The 23251-nt window shown below is 71.3% G+C and carries 23 protein-coding genes; 21 read left to right on the top strand and 2 right to left on the bottom strand.

Annotated elements, in window-relative coordinates; genetic code table 11:
- Nucleotides 1-351: 351 nt before the first annotated feature.
- Nucleotides 352-1266, bottom strand: coding sequence for a hypothetical protein (locus WD250_13615; protein ID MEX2621246.1), 915 nt, complete (start codon nucleotides 1264-1266; stop codon nucleotides 352-354).
- 113 nt (nucleotides 1267-1379) lie between these two features.
- Here WD250_13615 and WD250_13610 point away from each other — a divergent pair, with 113 nt between their 5' ends.
- From WD250_13610 to ispG, 12 genes are all read left to right on the top strand, one after another.
- Nucleotides 1380-2306: a tyrosine recombinase gene (locus WD250_13610; protein MEX2621245.1), complete on the top strand. Its 927-nt coding sequence runs from the start codon at nucleotides 1380-1382 to the stop codon at nucleotides 2304-2306.
- 17 nt (nucleotides 2307-2323) lie between these two features.
- A complete protein-coding gene (gene whiG, locus WD250_13605) occupies nucleotides 2324-3130 on the top strand; it encodes an RNA polymerase sigma factor WhiG (GenBank protein ID MEX2621244.1) in 807 nt (268 codons plus the stop codon).
- Nucleotides 3131-3254: 124 nt separating this feature from the next.
- Entirely contained in the window at nucleotides 3255-3755 is a 501-nt protein-coding gene (locus tag WD250_13600) for a M23 family metallopeptidase (GenBank protein ID MEX2621243.1), read from the top strand.
- Between the two features lie 212 nt (nucleotides 3756-3967).
- Nucleotides 3968-4993 carry a 30S ribosomal protein S2 gene (rpsB, locus tag WD250_13595; protein ID MEX2621242.1) on the top strand — a complete coding sequence of 342 codons (1026 nt, stop codon included), beginning with the start codon at nucleotides 3968-3970 and terminating at the stop codon, nucleotides 4991-4993.
- Between the two features lie 51 nt (nucleotides 4994-5044).
- On the top strand, nucleotides 5045-5659 hold the full coding sequence (locus WD250_13590) for a translation elongation factor Ts (protein ID MEX2621241.1): 615 nt from the start codon (nucleotides 5045-5047) through the stop codon (nucleotides 5657-5659).
- Nucleotides 5660-5983: 324 nt separating this feature from the next.
- Nucleotides 5984-6685, top strand: coding sequence for a UMP kinase (pyrH, locus tag WD250_13585; GenBank protein ID MEX2621240.1), 702 nt, complete (start codon nucleotides 5984-5986; stop codon nucleotides 6683-6685).
- Nucleotides 6686-6706: 21 nt separating this feature from the next.
- Nucleotides 6707-7264 (top strand): ribosome recycling factor, encoded by a 558-nt coding sequence (gene frr / locus WD250_13580; protein MEX2621239.1) that lies wholly within the window; start codon nucleotides 6707-6709, stop codon nucleotides 7262-7264.
- Between the two features lie 29 nt (nucleotides 7265-7293).
- A complete protein-coding gene (locus WD250_13575) occupies nucleotides 7294-8136 on the top strand; it encodes a phosphatidate cytidylyltransferase (GenBank protein ID MEX2621238.1) in 843 nt (280 codons plus the stop codon).
- The gene (gene rlmN / locus WD250_13570; protein MEX2621237.1) at nucleotides 8126-9289 is read left to right on the top strand and encodes a 23S rRNA (adenine(2503)-C(2))-methyltransferase RlmN; all 1164 of its coding nucleotides are present in this window, start codon (nucleotides 8126-8128) and stop codon (nucleotides 9287-9289) included. Before WD250_13575 ends, rlmN begins: the two co-directional genes overlap by 11 nt.
- The gene (dxr, locus tag WD250_13565) at nucleotides 9286-10446 is read left to right on the top strand and encodes a 1-deoxy-D-xylulose-5-phosphate reductoisomerase (GenBank protein MEX2621236.1); all 1161 of its coding nucleotides are present in this window, start codon (nucleotides 9286-9288) and stop codon (nucleotides 10444-10446) included. Before rlmN ends, dxr begins: the two co-directional genes overlap by 4 nt.
- Before the next feature lie 8 nt (nucleotides 10447-10454).
- Entirely contained in the window at nucleotides 10455-11591 is a 1137-nt protein-coding gene (locus WD250_13560; GenBank protein ID MEX2621235.1) for a site-2 protease family protein, read from the top strand.
- 30 nt (nucleotides 11592-11621) lie between these two features.
- Nucleotides 11622-12779, top strand: coding sequence for a flavodoxin-dependent (E)-4-hydroxy-3-methylbut-2-enyl-diphosphate synthase (gene ispG, locus WD250_13555; protein ID MEX2621234.1), 1158 nt, complete (start codon nucleotides 11622-11624; stop codon nucleotides 12777-12779).
- 118 nt (nucleotides 12780-12897) lie between these two features.
- Here ispG and WD250_13550 read toward each other — a convergent pair whose 3' ends face one another.
- A complete protein-coding gene (locus WD250_13550; GenBank protein MEX2621233.1) occupies nucleotides 12898-13878 on the bottom strand; it encodes a type IV toxin-antitoxin system AbiEi family antitoxin domain-containing protein in 981 nt (326 codons plus the stop codon).
- Nucleotides 13879-14064: 186 nt separating this feature from the next.
- On the opposite strand from WD250_13550, the gene WD250_13545 reads away from it, so the two are divergent.
- The 9 genes from WD250_13545 to WD250_13505 all read left to right on the top strand — a co-directional run bounded on the left by WD250_13545 (nucleotide 14065) and on the right by WD250_13505 (nucleotide 23213).
- A complete protein-coding gene (locus tag WD250_13545) occupies nucleotides 14065-14493 on the top strand; it encodes a PPOX class F420-dependent oxidoreductase (GenBank protein ID MEX2621232.1) in 429 nt (142 codons plus the stop codon).
- A gap of 227 nt (nucleotides 14494-14720) precedes the next feature.
- Nucleotides 14721-15176 (top strand): ribosome maturation factor RimP, encoded by a 456-nt coding sequence (gene rimP / locus WD250_13540; protein ID MEX2621231.1) that lies wholly within the window; start codon nucleotides 14721-14723, stop codon nucleotides 15174-15176.
- Between the two features lie 13 nt (nucleotides 15177-15189).
- Nucleotides 15190-16380 (top strand): transcription termination factor NusA, encoded by a 1191-nt coding sequence (nusA, locus tag WD250_13535; protein ID MEX2621230.1) that lies wholly within the window; start codon nucleotides 15190-15192, stop codon nucleotides 16378-16380.
- 340 nt (nucleotides 16381-16720) lie between these two features.
- Nucleotides 16721-19576: a translation initiation factor IF-2 gene (gene infB, locus WD250_13530; protein ID MEX2621229.1), complete on the top strand. Its 2856-nt coding sequence runs from the start codon at nucleotides 16721-16723 to the stop codon at nucleotides 19574-19576.
- A 163-nt stretch (nucleotides 19577-19739) separates the two neighbouring features.
- A complete protein-coding gene (locus tag WD250_13525) occupies nucleotides 19740-20033 on the top strand; it encodes a DUF503 domain-containing protein (protein MEX2621228.1) in 294 nt (97 codons plus the stop codon).
- Nucleotides 20034-20045: 12 nt separating this feature from the next.
- Nucleotides 20046-20399, top strand: a complete 354-nt coding sequence (rbfA, locus tag WD250_13520) for a 30S ribosome-binding factor RbfA (GenBank protein MEX2621227.1) — start codon at nucleotides 20046-20048, stop codon at nucleotides 20397-20399.
- Nucleotides 20386-21393, top strand: a complete 1008-nt coding sequence (locus WD250_13515) for a bifunctional oligoribonuclease/PAP phosphatase NrnA (protein ID MEX2621226.1) — start codon at nucleotides 20386-20388, stop codon at nucleotides 21391-21393. The genes rbfA and WD250_13515 overlap by 14 nt, the downstream gene beginning before the upstream one ends.
- Nucleotides 21394-21398: 5 nt before the next feature.
- Entirely contained in the window at nucleotides 21399-22277 is an 879-nt protein-coding gene (gene truB / locus WD250_13510; protein MEX2621225.1) for a tRNA pseudouridine(55) synthase TruB, read from the top strand.
- Nucleotides 22278-22280: 3 nt separating this feature from the next.
- Nucleotides 22281-23213 carry a bifunctional riboflavin kinase/FAD synthetase gene (locus WD250_13505; protein ID MEX2621224.1) on the top strand — a complete coding sequence of 311 codons (933 nt, stop codon included), beginning with the start codon at nucleotides 22281-22283 and terminating at the stop codon, nucleotides 23211-23213.
- The last annotated feature ends 38 nt before the right edge of the window (nucleotides 23214-23251 follow it).

Below are 23251 nucleotides of genomic sequence, written 5' to 3'. Positions count from 1 at the left end.
TCGAACTGCACGGGGAGGTTCTTGAAGCACATGTGGGGTGGCTCCCTCGAAATCGATGGTGGCGGGGGTGGGTCCCGCTTCTGCTGCGCGTCCTACGTTGAAGGTAGGCTTTCTCCTGGCGCGTTCCCTGGCAGCTGACCGACAAGCGCCAGGGCCCAAACACCTGGTGAGGGCCTCAGCCTGCTACATGCGGCCGACACGTACCGGGCTTGAAGGAACAGTAACAGACATCCTACCTGCGTCAAGGCATCCTTCCGAAATTTCCGAGCGGGGGCTCGCCGACGGTGGAATTCCCTCCGTGGCTCGAGGGCAGCACGGTCGGCGATGCGCGCCGCAGGGGTGCCGCGGTGCTCAGAGGTCGAGAAGCCTCTGCAGCCACGCGAACGGGTCCAGGTCCTGGAGTCGGTCCGTGGGGAGCGTGGCCAGATCGTCGGGGCTCGGAGCGCGGATGTCCACGGGGATGCCGAAGTCGAACAGCTCCAGGTCGGTCACCACCCTGACGCTCTGGCCCGCGAGGTCGGGCTCCACCGCGTAGCGCAACCGCGTGACCCGGTCGTCGCCGTCGAGCCACACGACCATGGGCAGAGTGTTGCTGCCGCGCAGCCGCCGCAGACCCCGGGCCACGTCCTCTGCCCGCCCCGACAAGACCTCGGCCGCGCGTTCGAGGTTCACCACGACGCGGAATCTGGTGGAGTCCTGTCCCCGCACGACCTCCTCGCCGAGCACCTCGGGCACGCCGTCCAGCACACGCAGCAGCGCGAGGGCCGCGGCCGGGTTCGTGAGTCCGGGAGCGGCGATCGCCGGACCGTCGCTGCCCTCGGCGGCCTCGCCGAGCCGCACCCAGGTCCGCTCACCCCCGATCGGGAGGCGCAAGTACGCCTGCGTGCCGTCGTGGAGGATCTCCACCGCTTCGGGCAGCAGGCGGTTCAGCAGGGGGATCGCCGACACATCCGGGACCTCGCGGCGCAGATGGGCCCGCTGCTCGGCCAGGTCCAGCTCGCCCTCGGCGACGGTCAGCGTGAACGGGCCCAGGATCGGCACACCTTCGACCGTGGCGACCACGGCCACCCGGGCGCTTTCCGCGGCCAGGGTCGCGTCGGCCGCCCCGGCGATCCGCTGCAGGTCACCACCGCCCGCCAGTCGCCAGACCACGACCACGGCGACCAGCACGACCAGGACCGCCCCGCCCGCGACGAGCCACCGGCGACGGGTGCGGCGCGCCCCGGCGGCGGCCGGGGGGGCAGGGGTCGTGGACGTCTGGTCCATGACCCGACCCTACCCGGCGTGCCGGCGGTGGGCGGCTGGGAGCCCCGGCGATGGTTTCGCGGAGCGAACTGTGCGACGCTGGGACCTCATCAGCCCATGACCCTGGAGACCGCGTGCAGCTCCCCGACCGGATGCCTCCGGCGTGGAGCCATGCCGTGGAGGAGTACCGCGTCCACCTGCGCGACGAGCGCATGCTCGCCGCCCACAGCGTCGCTGCCTACACGCGCGACGCCCGCCAGCTGGCCGGCTTCTGCGCCGGGTTCGCGATCGACGACCCTGACGAGGTCGAGCCGCTCGTCTTGCGGCGCTACCTGGCAGCCCTCCTCGACGGGGACTATGCGCGCGCCTCGGTGGCGCGCAAGGCGGCCTCGGTGCGCAGCTTCTTCGGCTGGCTCGTCCGCCAGGGGCTCGTGCACAGCGATCCGTCCGCCGCGCTCGGCACCCCCCGGTCGGGGCGGGTCCTGCCCCGGGTGCTGCGCGCGGACCAGGCGCGGGCGCTCCTGGACGCACCGGACCCCACGACGCCCATGGGCCTGCGCGACCGGGCGCTCCTGGAGCTCCTGTACGCCAGCGGTGCGCGGGTCAGCGAGGCCGTCGGCCTCGACACCGACGGGGTGGATCTCGTGGCGGCGAGCGCCCTGCTGCACGGCAAGGGCGACAAGCAGCGCCTGGTGCCCCTCGGCGAGCCGGCCTGCCGGGCCCTGGAACGGTGGCTGAGCGGCGGGCGTCCGGACGTCCTCGCCGCGAGCGCAGCGGGCACAGCCACGGCGGCGGTCTTCCTCAACACCCGGGGGGAGCGCCTGTCACCGCGAGGTGCCTACTCGGTGGTGGCGCGCGCGGCACAGGAGGCGGGCCTCGGCACGGTAGGCCCACACACGTTGCGACACAGCTATGCCACGCACCTGTTGGAGGGGGGAGCCGACCTGCGCAGCGTCCAGGAGCTGCTGGGCCACGTTGCCCTCTCGACCACGCAAAACTACACTCACCTGTCGCGGGAGCACCTGCGAGCCAGCTATGAGCACGCGCATCCTCGTGCGTGAGGGGTCAAGGGTTCACGATGTCGAGCTCGCCTCCTGACGCTGCCGGCCTCGGCCGGCCGTCGCACGACCCTGCCGTCGTGGCGCTCTGGGAGCACTACAAGGAGACGGGCGACCCCGCGACCCGCGAGCGTCTGATCCTGCAGTACTCGCCACTGGTCAAGTACGTGGCCGGACGCGTCTCGGTCGGCCTGCCCTCCACCATCGAGCACGCCGACCTGGTGAGCTACGGGATGTTCGGCCTGATCGACGCCATCGAGAAGTTCGACCTGGCCAAGGCCGTCAAGTTCGAGACCTACGCCATCACGCGGATCAAGGGCGCCATCATCGACGAGCTGCGCTCGATCGACTGGGTGCCCCGCAGCGTCCGGGCGAAGGCCCGCAACGTGGAACGCGCGCTGGCGGCTCTGGAAACCCGGTTGCGACGCACACCCACCGAATCCGAGCTCGCCGGAGAGCTGGAGATCAGCGTCGACGACCTGCGCCAGACCCTGACGCAGGTGTCGCTGGTGTCCCTGGTCGCGCTGGACGACACGATGTCCGGCGACGACCACGACCGCCAGGCGCTGGTCGACTCGCTGCAGGACCCCCGTGCGGTCAACCCCGAGACGCGCTACGAGGACGTCGAGATGAAGGCGATCCTCGCTGAGGCCCTCGGCCGCATGAGCGAACGGGAGAAGACCGTCCTGGTCCTCTACTACTTCGAGGGCCTGACGCTCGCGCAGGTCGGCGAGATCCTCGGCGTCACCGAGTCGCGGGTGTGCCAGATCCACACCAAGGCCGTGCTCGGCCTGCGGGCAAAGGTGATGGAGCGCATCGCCAGCTGACCGGTGAATCGCCGGAGCTTGCCCATCCCCCACCCCCCGGTGCCCGCGGCCGATTTCCACAGGCTGGCAGACGGCCCGCATGAGGAGCTCGTCCCTTGGCTAGCGTCGCCGTGGGAGGTGGCGTATGCGCAGGGTGGCAGCGGGCTTGGTCGCGGCGCTGGGTGTGCTGGGGGTGCTGGCGGTGCACGCGCCGTCGGCGGTCGAGGCGGACAGCCGCCGGACCACGGGCTCGGCCCGGGCGGTGCTGCCCGTCGACGGCCCCATCGTCCGGCCCTTCGACCCGCCGACCAGGCGCTACGGGGCGGGTCACCGGGGTGTGGACATCGCGGCGGTGCCGGGCACACCCGTCGTGGCCGCCCTGGCGGGAACGGTCACGTTCTCGGGCACGGTGGCGCGACGGGGCTGGGTGACCGTCGATCACGGCGGAGGCCTCGACACCACCTACGGGACACTCGACCCGCGTGGGGTGACCGCCGGCCAGCGTGTCGCGGCCGGCCAGGAGCTGGGGCGGTTGGCTGCCCGCGTCGAGCACCTGGACTGGGGCGCCAGGCTGGATGACGAGTACATCGACCCCTTGCGGCTGCTCGGGCGCTGGCGGCCCCACCTCGTGCGGCTCCCGCGCTGACGTCTCGCGGTCACCGACCGGGCGCGGTATGCTCGACAGCGGTCCGGCTCGCCGGGCCATCTTGGTGTCGTGACAGGCGACACACCACTACACAGCGCGCGCCGCAGGAACTTCGCGGTGCTGCCCGCCGTGACGGACGGGCGGTCCAAGTCGGCGTGCGCGAGGACCAACCGCAACGCGCGGTGCACCCGCGCCCACAGGAAGGACCACCCATGGCCGTCGTGAGCATGCGCGAGCTGCTCGAGGCCGGTGTCCATTTCGGACATCAGACCCGTCGTTGGAACCCGAAGATGAAGCGCTTCATCTTCAGCGAGCGCAACGGCATCTACATCATCGACATCCAGCAGACCATCGGCATGCTGGAGCAGTCGTACAACTTCTTGCGCGACACCGTCGCCAAGGGGGGCACGGTGCTGTTCGTCGGCACGAAGAAGCAGGCGCAGGAAGCCATCGAGCAGCAGGCCCAGCGCGTCGGCATGCCCTACGTCAACTACCGCTGGCTCGGGGGGATGCTGACCAACTTCGAGACCATCAAGCAGCGGCTGCGTCGCCTCAGCGAGCTCGAGGAGATGGAGCAGGCCGGGACCATGGAGCTGCTCCCGAAGAAGGAGGTCCTGACCCTCCAGCGCGAGCGGGAGAAGCTGGAGCGCAACCTCGGCGGCATCCGGGGCATGGGCAAGGTGCCCGCCGCCATGTGGGTGGTCGACACGGTCAAGGAGCACATCGCCGTCAAGGAGGCCAACCGCCTGAACATCCCGGTCGTCGCGGTGGTCGACACCAACTGCGACCCCGACGAGATCCAGTACGTCATCCCGGGCAACGACGACGCGATCCGCTCGGGCGCGCTGCTGACCCGCATCATGGCGGACGCCTGCGCCGAGGGCTACGTGCAGCGCGCCAGCCGCAGCGCCGACGACGTCGTCGCCGAGCAGGCCGCCGCTGCCGCTGCCGCCGCACAGAAGCCGGCGCCGGGAACCCCAGCACAAGAAGAGGGTGAGCCCCTCGCGGAGTGGGAGATCGCCCTGCAGCGCGAGGAGGCCCGCCAGGCCGCCGCAGCGGCGGGCGGCGAGGTCTCCGACGGTGCGTCGGGGGAGGCTGCCTCAGAGGGCGCGGCGCCGGACGCACCTGCGCAGGCCGCTCAGGCCGGTGACCAGCCCGACGCCGAACCGGCGCCACAGGAACACACGGACGTGGCGCCGGAGAGCCCCCAGGAACCGCCGGCGACCGCCGGAGCCTGACCGCCCCTCCGCCCCGCCGCGCGCGCACACCGAATCACCGAAGGAGTCCTCGTGTCCGATTTCACCGCTGCCGATGTGAAGAAGCTCCGCGATGCCACCGGCGCGGGGATGATGGACTGCAAGCGGGCATTGACCGATGCCGACGGCGACTTCGACAAGGCCGCCGAGCTCGTCCGTGAGCGAACCGGGGCCAAGATGGAGGGCCGGGTCGGTGAGCGCACCGCCTCCGAGGGGCTGGTGCACGCCTACCTGCACACGCCGAGCCCAGGTCTGCCGGCCAAGCAGGGTGTGCTGCTCGAGCTGAACTGCGAGACCGACTTCGTGGCGAAGGGCGAGGCCTTTCGCCAGCTCGCCCACGATGTGGCGCTGCACATCGCGGCGATGAAGCCCCAGGTGGTCAGCGAGGACCAGGTCGACCAGGCCGTTCTGGACGCCGAGCGCGGTTTCGTGGAGCGGCAGGCCCGTGAGGAGGGCAAGCCCGACCACATCGTCGAGAAGATCGTGGAGGGCAAGATCAAGTCCTTCTACAAGGACAAGGTGCTGCTCAACCAGCCGTTCGTGAAGGACGACTCGCGCACCGTGGCCGACCTGCTCGCCGAGTTCCAGCGCACCAGCGGTGAGAAGATCGAGGTGGGACGGTTCGTCCGGTACCAGGTCGGCGCCTGATCACGGTGTCGGCGGCGGCGCCCCATCGGGCTCCTGGTGCGGCGGCGCCCACCTGGTACGGCGGCACCCCATCGGTCTCCGGCTCCCAGAAACCCCTTTAGTCGCCTGCGACCGATGGGGCGCCGCCGCTGGTCTCGCGCGTCCGCGCCTGCGACCGATGGGGCGCCGCCGCTGCTCTCGCGCGTCCGACCGATGGGGCGCCGCCGGTGATCTGGCGCGTCCGACCGTTGGCTGCGACCCGTGGGGCGTGCTCCCTATACGATGCCGACGGGCCGACCCGGGGAGTGGATGACGCTGGTGCGTGGTGATGCGAAGTATGGGCGGGTGCTGTTGAAGCTGGGCGGCGAGGCGTTCTCGGATTCCTCGACCACCATCAGCCCGCCGCTCGTCCGCTCCGTGGCCCGCCAGCTCGCCGACGTCACCAGCGGGGGGTTGGAGATGGGGGTGGTCGTCGGCGGCGGGAACATCTTCCGGGGCGCGTCACCCCAGGCAGGCGGCATGGACCGCTCCAGCGCGGACAACATGGGCATGCTCGCCACGGTCATCAACGCCCTGGCGCTGCAGGATGCGTGCGAGAAGGAGGGCCTGCAGACCCGGGTGCAGTCGGCGGTGACGATGTCCCAGCTGGCGGAGCCCTACATCAGGCGACGGGCGATCCGCCACCTGGAGAAGGGCCGGCTGGTGATCTTCGCCGCCGGACTCGGTGCCCCGTACTTCTCGACGGACACAGCTGCCGCGCAACGGGCGCTGGAGATCGGCGCGGGCGCCCTGCTGAAGGGCACCAAGGTCGACGGCGTCTACGATCGTGACCCCCACGTCGACGCGGCGGCGAAGCGGTTCGCGAGCCTCACCTACTTCGACGTGCTGAGCCGCGGCTTGCGGGTGATGGACGCCACCGCCATCTCCCTGTGCATGGACCACGCCCTGCCGATCATCGTCTTCGACCTGTTCACCGAGGGCAACATCAGTCGTGCCGTCGCCGGCGAGGCGATCGGAACCCTCGTCCACGCGGTGGCCGAGCAGTGATCGCCCGGCGAGGAGGAACCCGTGATCGATGACATCATGAACGAGGCGCGATCAAAGATGGCCGCAGCCGTCGAGCACACGCGGGCGTCCTTCGCCAAGATCCGCACGGGGCGGGCCAACCCCGGCCTGATCACCGACCTCCCCGTCGAGTACTACGGGACCCCCACACCCTTGCAGCAGATCGCCGGGGTGAGCGTCCCGGAGGCGCGCATGCTCGTGATCAGCCCGTACGACGCGTCCGCCCTGAAGGAGATCGAGCGGGCGCTGTCCCAGTCCGACCTCGGGCTGAACCCCTCCAACGACGGCAAGATCATCCGCGTGATCTTCCCGGACCTCACCGAGGAGCGGCGCAAGGAGTTCGTGAAGCTCGCCCGTGAGCGGGCCGAGGAGGGGCGGGTGGCCGTCCGCAACATCCGCCGGCAGGCCAAGGGGGACCTCGGTGCGCTGCTGGAGATGTCGGAGATCACCGAGGACGACTCGCACCGTGCGGAGGGCCGGTTGCAGGACCTGACCGATCAGCACATCGCCGAGATCGACCAGGTGCTCGTCAACAAGGAGAAGGAGTTGCTGGAGGTCTGAGCGAGCCACCAGGAACCGGAGGAGAACCGATGGAGGCGCCGGCCTCAGGGGCGAGGCCCCGGCGGTCGTCGGGCCGAAACCTGCCGGTCGCGATCGCCTCGGGTGTGGCGCTGGCGGCGATCTTCATCGTCACGCTCCTCGTGCATCCGCTGGTGTTCCTCGGGTTCATCGGCATCCTCGCGGTGATGGCGCTGCTCGAGCTCGATGTCGCCTTCCGCCAGCAGGGCCTGCGTCCCGCCACGCCCATCGCGGTCAGTGCAGGGCTCGTGATGCTGTTCGGCACGTACGTCGCCGGCCCGTCGGCGCAGTCGCTGGGGCTCGTGCTGCTCGTGCTCGGCACGCTGGCGTGGGTGCTGCTCGACACCGGCCGGCGCCGGGTCGTCGCCAGTATCGGATCGACGCTGCTGATGGCCCTGTGGGTGCCGTTCCTGGTGAGCTTCCTCGGCCTCCTGCTCGTCCGTGAGAACGGCCTGTGGCTGGTCATGGCGGTCGTGGCGCTGAGCGTCACCAACGACATCGGGGCGTTCGCGTTTGGCAGCCGTTTCGGGCGCCGCCTGCTTGCGCCGACGGTCAGCCCGGCCAAGAGCTGGGAGGGGTTCGCCGGTGGCATGGGGACGGCGCTGGTGGTGGCCGGGGTGGTGACCGGGCCCTTCGTGCCCGGAATCGACTTGCTCACCGCGCTGATCCTGGCCGCCGGGGTGGTCATCGCGTCGACGGTGGGTGACCTTGCGGAGTCCCTGGTCAAACGTGACCTCGGGATCAAGGATCTCGGCACGGTCGTGCCTGGCCACGGGGGCATAATGGACCGGGCCGACGCGGTCATCTTCGCCGTGCCGACCGCGCACCTGCTGCTGCTCGCGCTTGGACACTGACATCCCCCCCGACACCCCTGTGGACCCCTATGCGCTCGGCCCCGATGGTCTGCGCGACCTGCTCGCCGACCTGCCGGCCTACCGCGCACGCCAGGTCCACGCGTGGCTGGTCCGAGGGGTCGACGACCCGGCGGAGATGACCGACCTGCCCGTCGACCTGCGCGCGCACCTGACTGCCGTGCTGGCCCCCCCGCCCCGCATCCTGCGCGAGACCACCGCCGACGGGGGGCTGACACGCAAGGTCTTGCTGGAGCTCTCGACCTCGGGCGCGGCCGAGGCCGTGGAAGCCGTGCTCATGCTGTACCCGGCCACCGGGCAGCGCGCGGGCCGGGCGACCGTCTGCATCTCCACCCAGGCGGGCTGCGCGATGGGCTGTCCGTTCTGCGCGACCGGTCAGGCGGGCTTCCGCCGCCAGCTCGGGGTCGGGGAGGTGGTGCGCCAGGTCACCGTCATGCAGCGCCTGCTGGCTTCCGGCGAGCTGCGGATCGAGGGCGTCCCCGAGCACGTCACCAACGTGGTGTTCATGGGGATGGGCGAACCGTTGGCCAACACCGAGGTCACCACCGCCGCCGTGCGGTGGCTGCACGACCCGGACGGCTTCGACCTGTCGGCGCGGTCGATCACCGTGTCCACCGTGGGCATGGTGCCGGGGATTCGCCGGCTGACCGAGCTCGCCCTGCCGATCACCCTGGCCGTGAGCCTGCACGCCCCCAACGACGCGCTGCGCGACGACCTGGTGCCCCCCAACCGCCAGTGGCCGCTGTCGGAGCTGCTCGACGCCTGTCGGGAGTACCAGGAGACCACGGGGCGGCGACTGACCTTCGAGTACGTGCTGATCGGCGGGGTCAACGACCGGCGCGAGCACGCCGAGCAGCTGGCGGCGCTGGTCGCGGGGTTCGGGGCGCACGTGAACCTCATTCCGATGAACGCCACCCCCGCGGTGCCGTGGCGAGCGCCCCCGGTCGTCGAGCAGCGGGCGTTCGCTTCGGCGCTGGAGCGGGGCGGGGTCCGCACGACCATCCGCCACAACCGGGGCGGCGACATCGACGCCGCGTGCGGCCAGCTGTACGCCGACTACGCACTCGGCAGCGGCAAGACGCTGCCCGCCGCGGTCGGGGCTGCGCAGCGCCTCGTCGTCGGCCGCGAGCAATGACCGCGACCGACGAGCCCGTCGGGGTCACCGTCCTCGGCTCGACGGGATCCATCGGGACGCAGGCCCTGGACGTCGCGGCCCGCCACCCCGACCGCTTCCGGGTGGAGGCTCTGGCCGCGGGCAGCAACGCGGACCTGCTCGTCGAGCAGGCCCGGCGCCATGGCGTGCGCCGGGTCGCCCTGGCGGACCCGACCGCGGCGGGGCGTGCCCGTGACCGCCTCGGTGCGGGGGTCGAGGTCCTCTGCGGTGCGGACGCGTGCACGGAGCTGGCCGGCCGGGCCGGGCCCCGGGGGGTGGTCCTGAACGGCATGACCGGTTCGCGGGGGCTGCGCCCCACGCTGGCGGCGCTGCGGGGCGGAAGCCGCCTGGCTCTGGCCAACAAGGAGTCCCTGATCGTCGGCGGCCCGTTGGTGCTCGACGCCGCCGCACCGGGCCAGATCGTGCCCGTGGACAGCGAGCACTCCGCCCTGGCCCAGTGCCTGCGCGCCGGGGCGGAGAGCGAGGTGGAGCGGCTCATCCTGACCGCCAGCGGCGGCCCCTTCCGTGGCCGCAACCGCGCCGAGCTGGCGGACGTGACCGTCGCGGACGCACTCGCCCACCCCACCTGGGACATGGGCGCGGTCATCACCATCAACTCGGCGTCGCTGGCCAACAAGGGCTTGGAGGTGATCGAGGCGCACCTGCTGTTCGGCATCCCCTACGAGCGCATCAGCGTCGTCGTGCACCCCCAGTCGGTCGTGCACGGCATGGTGGAGTTCTGCGACGGGTCGACGGTCGCCAAGCTGTCGCCGCCGGACATGCGCCTGCCGATCCAGCTCGCCCTCGGGTGGCCGGATCGGCTGGACGCCGCGCCGGCGCGCATGGACTGGACCCAGCCGACCGCCCTCCAGTTCGAGGCGCTGGATGCCGAAGCCTTCCCCATGCTCGACCTCGCGGTAGCGGCCGGCCGTCGTGGCGGCGTGTTCCCGGCCGTGTACAACGCCGCCAACGAAGAGGCGGTCGCCGCCTTTCTCCACGGCCGTTCCGGCTTTCTCGGCATCGCCGACGTGGTCGAGGCAGTCTTGGGGGAAGTGCAACCGGTGGCGGGCGTCGACCTCGACAGCTTGCTCGCCGTCGAGGAGTGGGCCCGACGGCGGGCACGCGAGCTCTTGGCCTAGGGAGAGACATGTACGTCGCGATCTTCATCGTGAGCCTGATCGTGGTCATCATGATCCACGAGTTCGGCCACTTCATCACCGCGAAGGCCTTCGGTATGAAGGCCGAGAAGTTCTTCCTCGGGTTCGGCCCGACGCTGTGGTCGGTGCAGAGGGGCGAGACGGAGTACGGCGTCAAGGCCATCCCTGCCGGCGGGTTCGTGAAGATCATCGGGATGAACTCCTTCGAGGACACCGACCCGGCCGACGCGGGCCGGCGGTTCTTCGAGAAGCCCGCCTGGCAGCGGCTCATCGTGCTCGTCGCCGGGTCGGTCACCCACTTCATCGTCGCGGTGGCCCTGCTGTTCGCGGCCCTGGCCTTCGTGGGGCTGATGGTCGGGAGCAACCAGGTGGCGGCCGTCAGCGAGGACAGCCCCGCCGACGCGGCCGGTCTGGCCGAGGGTGACGTGATCGTGGCCGTGGACGGCGTGGCCACCACCGACTTCGACGCGGTGCGCGGGGCCGTGACGGCGCGGGGCGGCGAGACGATCCCGGTGGTCGTGGAGCGCGGCGGCCAGACCCGGGAGCTGGAGGTCACGCTCGACCAGCGCACCGTTGACGGGAGTGAGCAGGGGTTCCTCGGCGTGGGCCCCGAGGGGGTCACACGCCGGCTCTCCATCGGTGAGGCCCTGACCGCCACCGTCAGCGGGGACTTCTCGGTCGTGCGGTTGACGTCGCTGACGGTGCAGGGCCTCGGTCAGGCGTTCAGCCCCGAGGGCATCTCGCGGTGGATCGGCTCGGTCAGCGGCGACCAGCCGCGCACCGTCGAGGGCCCGATGAGCGTCGTCGGTATCGGCCAGGCGATCAGCGCGTTCGGGACCTCGGGTGACGTGTTCGCGGTGATCATCATCCTCGCGCAGCTGAACATCGTCCTGGGGCTGCTGAACATGCTGCCCCTGCCGCCCCTGGACGGCGGCCACGTCGCCCTGCTCGCCGTCGAGGAGGGCGTCAACGGCACACGGCGGCTGCTGGGCAAGGAAGCGACCTGGCGCATCGACCCCGCGGTGGTCACGCCCATCGCCCTGGCGGTCATCCTGTTGTTCACCGCACTGACCGTCACCGTGGTCTACATGGACATCGTCAACCCGGCGACCGAGCTGCTCCAGTAGCACCACGGTTCGACGCACTAGGCTGGGATCATGCCCACGAGCCTGCCGCTGCTGAACAACCCGCCCGCCGAGTCCTCCGCCGACGGTCCGACCCGGCGTGCCAGCCGGCGCATCCACGTCGGCGCGGTGGAGGTCGGAGGCGGTGCGCCCGTGAGCGTGCAGTCGATGACCACGACCCCGACCCACGACGTCAACGCCACCCTCCAGCAGATCGCCGCCATGAACGCTGCGGGCATCGACATCGTGCGTGTCGCCGTGCCCCGCCAGGAGGACGCCGATGCCCTGGCGGCCATCGCGGCCAAGTCCACGGTGCCGGTGATCGCCGACATCCACTTCCAGTGGAAGTACGCGATGGCCGCGATCGAGGCTGGCTGCGCCGGCGTGCGTATCAACCCCGGCAACATCCGCAAGCACGAGAAGGTGAAGGTCATCGGCGACGCCGCCAGGGAGCGCGGCATCTCGATTCGCATCGGCGTCAACGGCGGCTCGCTGGAGGATGTGGTCCTCGCCCGCCACGGCGGCGTCACCCCGCAGGCGCTGGTGGAGTCCGCCCTGGCCGAGGTCCGCCTGCTCGAGGACGTCGACTTCTACGACACCAAGATCAGCGTCAAGCACTCCGACCCCTGGGTCATGATCCAGACCTACCGCCTGCTCGCCGAGTCCTGCGACTACCCGTTGCACCTCGGCGTCACCGAGGCCGGCCCGCTGAAGACCGGCTCGATCAAGTCCGCGGTGGGGATCGGGACGCTGCTGGCTGAGGGCATCGGCGACACCATCCGCGTGTCGCTGTCGGCCGACCCCGTCGAGGAGGTCAAGGCCGGCATCGCGATCCTCGAGTCGCTGCACCTGCGCGAGCGCGGCCTCGACGTGGTCAGCTGCCCCTCCTGCGCCCGCGCCGAGGTGGACGTCTACAGCCTGGCGGAGAAGGTGCAAGCCGGCCTTGAGGGCATCGACGTGCCGCTGCGGGTGGCCGTCATGGGTTGCATCGTCAACGGTCCTGGCGAAGCCCGCGAGGCCGACATCGGCGTCGCCGCCGGCAAGGGCAAGGGCCAGATCATCCAGCGCGGCGAGGTGCTGTTCACCGTCCAGGAGTCCGACATCGTCGAGACCCTGGTGCACTTCGCCAACGAGATGGCCGACGAGCTCCGCGCGGAGCGCGGCGAGGGCGCCCCGACCGTCGTCGCCTGAGCCACCCCGCCGGCGCGACCTCCGCTCGCCCGGGTGGTGGTGGTGGTGGTGTGGCCCGGCGGATCGGCCGGGGGTGTGGCCGGGCCACGCGGCCCGGGTGGTGGTCTGGTCGGGGGCCTCACTCTTCGGTGGAGCCCGCTCCTCGAGCAGGGCCGGCGTCGAGCGCTTCTCGCAGTGAGGCGATCACGTACTCAGGACGCTCCATCACGTCGCGGTAGGTGAAGCGGCGGACGCGGGCGATGTCGGTCAAACGGTTGAAGCGCTCGGCGTCACGTTGGCGCTCGGCGGGTTGGCTGTGGAACCGCAGTCCCTCGAACTCGACGATGAGGGGGATCCCGTCCCAGATGGCGTCCACGACCCCGATCTTCCCAAGCTCGTCATGGACAGCGACGTTCCAGCGCGGTGGGGGGAGCCCAGCAGCGGCGACCGCCTGCGCGCTTGTGCGCTCCAGGTACGACCGAAAGGTGCCCTCGGCGCCCGGTTCCGTGAGCGCGATCAGCCGAGCGAGTGGTGGCCGGCCGGGCCGCAGTTGCCGCGCGCGCTCGCAGACCTGCTTGCGCCTGGCGACCCGTGCACAGATCGTGTCATCGAGCAACGCCACGAACTTGGCTTCGGGGAGCACACCGGCGAGATCGCACAGCATCCGCGCTCCGGTCGTGACCGGGATGCCCTCGACGACCTGGACATCGCACTCCTCCAGGACGCAGGCACGGTGGACCTTCACGCCGCTCAACCTGGGTCGGTTGTCGCCGACCACGGTGATCTCCGGCAAGGCCGTTTCCGGTCCCCGCAGGCCGTGGCAGACGAGCGCCGCGCGGTGAGACACCGCCACCACCCGCTTCCTCCCGGTGTTCGGACAGCGTTCAGCAGCCCGAACGGCAGCCACGCAGCGGGTCTCCCAGTCCGGTGGCGCGTCCCCGACCAGATAGACGCCGCGATGCATCTGGGACCACTCGCCGGTCGCGAGCAGCCCCTCGACCTGTCGCGGGGTGAGCCCGGCGTCCAGCGCCTGCTGACGGGTGATGATGCGCCGGTTCTCGGCGGCGGTCTTGGCCGCACGTGCTCTTGGGGACTGGGGTTTGCGCGTCGGCGTGCTCATGCCTCAGTCATACGTGATCGAGCGCCCCTGCGGGCGAGGAAGTCGCGCTCCTGTGGATATGGCCCGGCGGATCGGCCGGGGGGGTGGCCGGGCCCCCCGGCCCGGGGGGGGGGGGTGGTGTGGCCCCGTGGGCCGTGTGGGTGTGGTGTCCGGGGGGCCGGGCGCGGTGCGGGGTAGGGTATCGCCATGCCGCTGCTGACCGCCGACCTGGCCAGAGAGTTCCTGGCCGAGCGCCGTCGCGGGGTGCTGGCCACCATCAGGTCGTCGGATGGCCGCCCGCAGCTGTCCAACATCGCCTACGCCGTGCTGGGCGACACCGTCGCCATCTCCGTGACGGCAGGGCGGGCGAAGGTCGCGAACGCTCGCCGTGATCCACGGGTCAGCTTGCACGTGACCAGCGACGACTTCTGGACCTACGTGGTGGCGGAGGGGCGGGCGGACCTGTCCCCGCAGGCGCGGCAACCCGGCGACGCCACCTGCCGACGGCTCCTGGAGCTCTACGAGGCGGCGGCCGGCAAGGCCCACCCCGACCCCGACGAGTTCTTCCAGGCCATGGTGGACGACCGCCGGCTGGTGCTGTCCTTCGCTCCAACCCGGATGTACCCTCTCCAGTAGGCACGGGTCGTTGCCGCCCGATCCAGGCGCTGCTAGGTTCAATACTTGGACTCGCCGAGTCGGGAGGCTCGTTGTGTCCAGGATCGGTGCTGACGTGCCGCTCGCACGGACCGGGACGATCGAGGATCGGCCCGGGATCGCGTGAGTAATTGAGATCTCGCATTGAGTGGGCGTCACGCCCACTTTTTCTTTCGCCCGATGGGGCACCCGAGGTGGTGAGAGCAGCGATGGCCAACCAGCAGGAGACGGTGCGCGCGCTCGCGGAGCCACTGGCGCGCGACAGCGACGTGGATCTGGTGGACGTGCAGGTGAAGGGCTCGGGTCCGCGGCGGATCGTGCGGGTGATCGTCGACCGCAAGGGCGGCGTGGACCTCGCCACCTGCCAGCTCCTGTCACGGGAGCTCTCCGCGCGCCTGGACGAGACCGATCCGATCGAGGACCGCTACGCGCTCGAGGTCACGTCGCCGGGTGTGGATCATCCCCTGACCGGCCAGCGCTCCTTCGAGCGCGTGGCGGGGCGGGACGTGCTGGTCCACCGCGACGGTGGCGACGGCCGTGTCCTGCAGCTGCGGGGACGGGTCGTGGCCGCCGACGAGGAGGCGGTGGTGCTCCACACGCAGGCGGAGCAGGTGCGGGTGCGCTACGACGAGATCGTCAAGGCGACCCAGTGTCTGCCCTGGTGAGGAGGAGAAGCCGGTGAAGGTCGAGATTGAGGCGTTGCGCAGCATCGAGCGTGAGAAGGGCATTGGCTTCGACACGGTGATCGAGGCGCTGGAGAGCGCGCTGGCGAGCGCCTACAAGCGCTCCGACGGCGACGCCGAGGAGGCGCGCGTCGTCATCGACCGCGTGAGCGGTGACGTCACCGTCTACGCCCAGGAGCTCGACGACGACGGCAACGTCGTCAACGAGTGGGTGGACACGCCCCACGACTTCGGACGCATCGTGGCCCAGACCGCGAAGCAGGTCCTCATGCAGCGCCTTCGGGAAGCCGAGCGCGAGCTCACCTACGGCGAGTACTCCGGCAAGGAGGGGGACCTCGTCACGGGCACCATCCAGATCCACGACAACCGGGTGACGGTCCTGGACCTCGGCAATGCCGAGGCCGTGCTGCCCTACGCCGAGCAGGTCCCCACCGAGCCCTACGAGCACGGGACCCGGCTGCGCGCCTACATCGTCGAGGTCCGCCGGTCCATCAAAGGCCCCCAGATCATCTGCAGCCGCACGCACCCGAACCTCGTGCAGGAGCTGTTCCGCCTCGAGGTCCCCGAGATCGCCCAGGGCCTGGTGCAGATCCGCGGCATCGCCCGCGAGGCGGGCTACCGCACGAAGATCGGGGTCTCCTCGACCGACCCGGCGATCGACCCGGTGGGCGCCTGCGTCGGGGCGCGTGGCACCCGCGTCCGCGCCATCGTCGAGGAGCTCAACGAAGAGAAGATCGACATCATCAACTGGTCCGACGAGCCGGCTGCGCTCGTCGCCAACGCGCTGTCGCCGGCCAAGGTCGCGGAGGTCTACCTGTACCCCGAGGACGCCACCGCGTTGGTGGTCGTCCCCGACTACCAGTTGTCCCTGGCGATCGGTCGTGAGGGCCAGAACGCCCGCCTCGCCGCGCGCCTCACCGGCTGGCGCATCGACATCAAGAGCGAGACCCAGTTCGCCGAGGAGCAGGCGGCCTTCCAGGAGGCGTACGAGCGCGGGGAGGTCGACGAGCACGGCAACCCCGTCGCGGCCGCCCCTGCGGCGGACACGCCCGAGGTGGATGCGCCGCCAGGCCCGACGTCGACGCCCGCCGCCGAGCCGCCCGCCGCCGAGCCGGGCACGGACGAGCCGCCCGCCGCCGAGCCGGGCACGGACGCGGGCGCCCCCGCCAGTCAGCAGGAGATGTAGGATTGGGTCACATCCCCGTTCGCAGGTGTCTTGCCTGCCGTCGAGCCGCCTCCCGGACCGCGTTGGTGCGGCTGGCCGTCGTCGGGGAGACCGTCACGGTCGATCGTGCCGCGCGAGAGCCCGGCCGTGGCGCCTACGTGTGCCGCGAACGGGCCTGCCTCGAGGCCGCGCTCCAGCGGGGTGCGGCGGCGCTGTTGAGGGCGTTGCGGTGTCAGCGCGCAGAGGTCACCGTGGATGAGGACGAGCTACGCAGGCAGTGGAGCACGGCGGCAGATCCGCCCAGAAGAGCAGAGGCCGAAGCCCCGGCCACGTCGGTGGCCAGCGCCTCGAGGAGTGTGGAGTGAGCAAGGTCCGTATCTACGAGCTGGCGAAGGAGACTGGACTTCCGAACAAGGAGGTCATCCGTCGTCTGGCTGAGTTCGGCGTCGAGGCGAAGTCGCACTCCTCGACCGTCGAGTTGGCTGACGCTGCACGTTTCCGCGAGGGTCTTGGCAAGCAACGTGAGGAGCGCCGCCGCCAACGGGAGGAGCGGGAGCGCCGGGAAGCCGAGGAGTACGACGTCTCGAACCTGCAAGCACCCACGCCTGGGACCAAGGCCCGTCGCGTCCTCCCTCCGCACCTGCGCGAGCAGCAGGACGAGAACGCGGCCGGCGCGGGCGCCCCGGCCCCGGCGACCGAGGAGGAGTCGGCCCCTCGCCGGTTCCGACCGGCGACCACACCCTTCCGCCCCGACCATCAAGGTGGGGTGAGCGTCGGCGGGGAGCGGGAGGACACCGCCCCGGCCGCGCCCGCGGAAACCGTCGAGCCGCAGGCGCCCGTCGAGCCCCAGCAGCCTGCCGCGCAGGCGCCCGCGGTCGCCGAACCCGCCCCACCGGCCGCACCCGCGCCGCCGGAACGCCCCGCCGAGCCGGCGGGCCCTGCGGGCGACCGGCCGGTACGGACCGCTGCGGAAGCCGCCCAGGCCGGTGTGGTCCGCTCGGCATCGCAACGCGCCGAGCCCGAGGAGGCGCCCGCCGCCCGGGAGGAGGAGGGCGAGCCCCGCGGCATCCCCGGTGTCCCCCGTCCGGGGACCCCGCCGCGCCCCGGTCAGCCGACCGTGCGGCCCCCGGCGGCGCCCGCGGCCAGCGGTGCCCCGGTTCAGCCTCGTCGCCGCGTCGAGCACAACCTGCCCAAGGAGGGCAGCGGCAAGCGGCACATCCCCCCTCCCGTCCGCGCAGCGCCGAAGGGCACACCGTCGTCGACGCCCGCGCGTCCCCGCCCGTCCACATCACCACGACCCGGTGGCGGACCGGCAGGGCCCGGACGGCCTGGGGCGCCTGCTGGCGCGCCCGCGCCGGGGCGCGGCAAGAAGGGCAAGAAGGGCAAGCGCCGCAAGGACCTCACCATCCAGGAGCAGTTCGAGGCCGACGCACGCCCCAGCCGGGGCCAGGGCCCGGTCAGGGCCAACGTGTCCGGGCCCGTCGACGTGGTGCCCGGCATCACCGTCGGGGAGTTCGCCAAGGCTATCGGGGTCAACGCGACGGACATCGTGCGCGTCCTGTTCGGCATGGGCGAGATGATCACCGTCACCCAATCCATGTCGTCCGACCTCGTGGAGCTCGTGGCCGCGGAGCTCGATGCGGACGTCCGGTTCGTCACACCGGAGGACCTCGAGTTCGGCGCGGAGGAGGAGGACGACCCGGCCAACATGGCGCCGCGGGCGCCGGTCGTCACGGTGATGGGACATGTGGACCACGGCAAGACGCTGCTGCTCGACGCCATCCGGTCCACCGACGTGATCAGCGGTGAGGCAGGCGGCATAACCCAGCACATCGGGGCCTACCAGGTCACCAAGGACGGTCGCGCGGTCACGTTCATCGACACCCCGGGCCACGAGGCCTTCACCCAGATGCGTGCTCGCGGGGCGCGGATAACCGACGTCGCCATCCTGGTCGTCGCCGCGGACGACGGGGTCAAGCCGCAGACGGTGGAGGCCATCGACCACATCAGGGCCGCGGAGGTCCCGATCATCGTGGCGGTCAACAAGATCGACAAAGAGGGCGCCGACCCCACCCGGGTGCGGACCCAGCTGACCGAGCACGGCCTCGTGGCCGAGGAGTTCGGTGGCGACACCACCATGGTCAACGTGTCGGCCAAGGCCGGGCTGCACCTGGAGGACCTGCTCGAGATGGTCCTGCTCCAGGCCGACCTGGCCGAGTTGCAGGCCAACCCCGACCGGCAGGCCCGTGGTGCGGTCATCGAGGCGCATTTGGATCGGGGTCGTGGCGCGGTGGCCACGGTGCTCGTGCAGGCCGGCACCCTGAAGGTCGGCGACACCCTGGTGGCGGGCATCGCCGACTGCAAGGTGCGCGCGATGTTCGACGACGAGGGCCAGCCGCTCACCACCGCTGGCCCGTCCACGCCGGTCCAGGTGCTCGGCTGGAACGAGGTCCCCGACGCCGGCGACGAGTTCCGTGTGGTGAACGACGAGCGCACCGCCCGCGACATCGCCAGCAACCGCCAGACCCGGCAACGCCGTCTGGAGCTCGCCGAGCGCAAGACCCTGTCCCTGGAGGACCTCGGCGAGGCCATCGAGGCGGGTCGGTTGCAGACGCTGAATCTCATCATCAAGGCCGACGTCGCCGGCTCCACCGAGGCGGTCGCCGATGCGCTCAACAAGCTCGAGCTGCCCGAGGTGCGGGTCAACATCGTGCACAAGGGTGTCGGTGCGGTCACCGAGAACGACGTGAGCCTGGCCGAGGCGAGCTCAGCCATCATCATCGCCTTCAACGTCCGTCCCGAGTCCAACGCCCGCGAGGCGATCGAGGCGTCGGGCGTGGACCTGCGGCTCTACTCGATCATCTATCAGGCGGTCGATGACATCGAGCGTGCGGTGAAGGGCATGCTGGCGCCCGAGTTCGAGGAGGTCATCACCGGCCGGGGGGAGGTGCGCGAGACCTTCCGGGTGCCGCGGGCCGGGTTCGTCTTCGGGTGCTACGTGACCGAGGGCCAGCTGCGCCGCAACGCCCCCGTGCGCGTCGTGCGCGACGGCGTGGTCGTCGCCCAGGACACCATCTCGTCGCTGCGTCGCTTCAAGGAGGACGTGACGGAGGTGGCCACCGGGTACGAGTGCGGGGCCGGCCTGGACAAGTTCCAGGACGTCAAGGTGGGCGACGAGTTCGAGGTGTTCGAGCAACGCGAGGTCGCCCGAGCCTAGGACACGGATTGCGGGTGTCGATGGGGCGGGTCACCTGGTCTCCGGCTCCGCATGGGGGCCCTACCCTAAGTCGCCTCCGCCCAGGTGACCCGCCGCCCGGCGGCGCCCGCCCCGCCTTGACCGAGCCCGGGCGGCTGCGCGTGGCTGATTGGATGAGCTGGTGATGTTCGCGGTGGTGATGGAGGTGGAGGTGCACGTGCCCGCGAGTGGGTCGCTCAAGGCCAAGCGCGCGGTGATCAAGAGCGTCACCGCGAAGCTGCGCAACGAGCTGAGGGTGTCGGTGGCCGAGGTCGGGCACCAGGATCTGTGGCAGCGAGCCGTCCTCGGCGTGGCGATCGCGGCAGGCAGCGAGGTGGGGGCGCGCAAAGTCGCCCAGCAGGTCGAGACGCTGGTGTCCCGTGAGCACCGCTTGGAGATCCTCGACGTGACCGTCGAGGTCGTCGTCCCCGAACGCTAGGACCTGTCCGCGATGAGCCAACGACTCCGCCGGGTGAACGAGGCGGTCAAGGAGGTCCTCGCGGGCCTCCTGGTCGACCTGAAGGATCCCCGCATCGGCTTTGTCACCCTGACCGACGTGCGTACCACACCCGACCTGCGCCGGGCGCAGGTCTTCTTCACGGTGCTGCCCGACGACGAGGGCACCCGCAAGGAGACCGCGGACGGGCTTGCGAGCGCGACACCGCTGCTGCGACGGGAGCTTGGGGCCAGACTGAAGATCAAGAGCGTTCCCGAACTAGACTTCGCCCACGATCCGGTGCCCGAGCACGGCCGCCGCATCGAGCGCCTCTTACGAGACCAGGAATCCACCGATGGCGATCGCTGAGGAGAGCTGGGTCCGAGCGATCGAGCTGATCGCCGGGGCCGAGGACGTCGCGTTGGCGTGTCACGTGGATCCCGACGGCGACGCACTCGGGTCCATGCTGGCGATGCAGCGCTTCCTGAAAGGCCGGGGGGTCCGGGTCACGGCGAGTTGGGGTGCCACCGGGACCGACGGGCAGGCCCCGACGTTGCTCGTGCCACCGCAGTACACCTTCCTGCCCGGCTTGGCGGACCTCACCCCGGCCGGAGACTTCCCCACGCATCCGGCGCTGCTGATCGCCTTCGACACCGGCTCTGCGGATCGGCTCGGCTCCCTGCGGTCCGCCGCCGACCACGCCGGGTCCGTCGTGGTCATCGACCACCACGCCAGCGGCGCGGCGTTCGGTGACGTGCAGCTGATCGACGGCGAGGCGGCGGCCACCGCGGTGCTGGTCGACGAGCTGATCACGCGGATGGGCGGCACGCTCGACCGCGAGATGGCTGCCTGCCTCTACGTCGGCCTGGTGACCGACACCGGCCGGTTCCAGCATCCGAGCACGACCCCGGAGGTGATGCGCCTCGGGGCCCGGCTGATCAGCTACGACATCGACCATGCGGGCATCAACCGACGGGTGTGGGAGACGCACAGCTTCGGGTACCTGAAGGTGCTCGGGCGGGCCATGGAGCGGGCGGCACTGGTCGCGGAGGCGGGGCTGGCGTGGACGGCTGTGCTGCAGGCTGATCTGGACGATCTCGGGGTCACCCTCCCCGAGACGGAGGGCCTGATCGACGTGCTGCGGGCCGTGGAGGCCGCCGAGTGCGTGTGCGTGGTCAAGGAGCAGCCGGACGGGACCTGGAAGCTGTCCCTGCGCAGCAAGGGGGGCGTCAACGTCGGACGGGTCGCGGAGAGCCTCGGTGGGGGCGGCCACGCGTTCGCCGCCGGCGCGACCACGACCGGCACGCTCGACGAGGTCATCGATCGTGTGCGCGCCGCCCTCGAACCCGCACGCCTGGGCTGAGGGTCATGGACGGCGTCCTGGTGATCGACAAGCCGGCGGGCATGACGTCCCACGACGTCGTCGCGCGGGTGCGCCGCGCCGCCGGCCAGCGCAAGGTCGGCCACGCGGGCACGCTGGACCCGGACGCCACCGGGGTGCTCGTGGTCTGCCTGGGGCGCGCGACCCGGTTGGTGCCCTTCCTGCAGGCCTCCCAGAAGACCTACGACGCCCGATTGCGGCTCGGCGTGACCACGAGCAGCCTCGACGCGGCCGGCGAGGTGCTCACCGAGGCGGACGCCTCCGCCGTGGACGAGCCGGCGCTGTGCGCGGCGCTCACCTCGTTCGTCGGGACCATCGAGCAGATCCCGCCGATGGTGTCCGCGGTCAAGATCGGCGGCGAGCGCCTGCACGTCAAGGCACGCCGCGGGGAGGAGGTCGAGCGCCCACCCCGCACCGTCACGGTGCATGATGTCATCCTCGAGGACTTCGTGCCGGGACCACGCGGTGAGGCAGCGTTCCTCGTGCGGTGCTCCTCTGGTACCTACGTGCGCACCCTCGCGGCCGACGTGGGCGAGCGCCTGGGGGTCGGCGCCCACCTGGTGGCGCTGCGGCGGCTCGGGTCAGGACGCTTCTCCCTGGAGGACGCCGTCGACCTCGACACGGTGGCCGAGCTCGGGGAGGCGGGGCGGCTGCCCGAGGCGCTGCTCTCGATGAGCGAGGCCGTGGCCGACTACCCCAGGCTGCACCTCGACACCAGTGCCGCCATCGCGCTGGGACACGGGCGCTCCCTGTCGCCGACCGGCCACGAGGGACCGGTCGCCGCCATCGACGCGTCCGGCCGGCTGGTCGCGATGGTCGCCGATCGCGACGGGTCCGCCCGCCCGCTCGCCGTCTTCCAGGGGTAGCGCATGGCCGGGACGATCGTGACCGGGCTGGGTGGCGTCGACCCGGCGCCGTCGGTGGTGTCCGTCGGCTTCTTCGACGGGGTGCACCGCGGACACCAGTCCATCATCCGTCGCGCCGCGCGCGCGGCGGATAGCCGCGGGTTGCGCAGCGCCGTCGTCACGTTCGACCGCCACCCGATGGAGGTCGTCAACCCCGGGAGCCAGCCCCGGTTGCTCATGACGCTGGCAAGACGGGCCCAGACCCTGGCCGAGCAGGGGGTCGACCTCGTCGTCGTCATGCCGTTCGACGACGAGCTGCGCCACCAGTCGCCGGAGGGCTTCATCGACCACGTGCTGACCGGTCCGCTGCAGGCCGAGCGGGTCGTCGTGGGCGCGAACTTCCGCTTCGGGCACAAGGCCGCCGGCGATGTGGCCCTGCTCGCCGAGCTCGGTCCCGGCCGCGACTTCGACGTCGAGGGCGTGACCCTGCTGGAGCTCGACGGCGAGGTCATCTCCTCGACCGAGATCCGCACGAGCGTGGACGCCGGCCGGGTCGAGCGCGCGGCCCGCCTTCTCGGTCGCCCCTACCTGGTCGACGGCGTCGTGGTCCGTGGCGACGAGCGCGGTCAGGCGCTCGGCTTTCCCACCGCGAACCTGCAGGTGAGCCGGCGGGTGGTGGTGCCCGCCCGCGGGGTCTACGCCGGACGGTGCCGCCTGCCCGACGGGACCGAGCGGCCGTGCGTCACGAACGTCGGCGTCAACCCCACATTCGGCGGCCAGGACCTGCGCGTTGAGGCCCACCTGCTGGACTACGGCGGGGACCTCTACGGGCTGAGCGTCGCGGTGGACTTCCGCCATCGCATCCGTGACGAGGCGCGCTTCGACGGCGTCGAGGCGCTGGTGGAGCAGATCCGCGCCGACGTGGACACCGCCAGACGCCTGCTGGCCGAGTCGTGAAGCGATTCTTGGCTGTACCGGGTGTGGGGGGGGGGGCC

It is taken from the genome of Egibacteraceae bacterium (assembly GCA_040905805.1).
Lineage (GTDB): Bacteria > Actinomycetota > Nitriliruptoria > Euzebyales > Egibacteraceae > DATLGH01.
The sequence above is the reverse complement of the archived record's forward strand: the minus strand, read 5'-3'. Positions and strand labels throughout refer to the sequence as shown.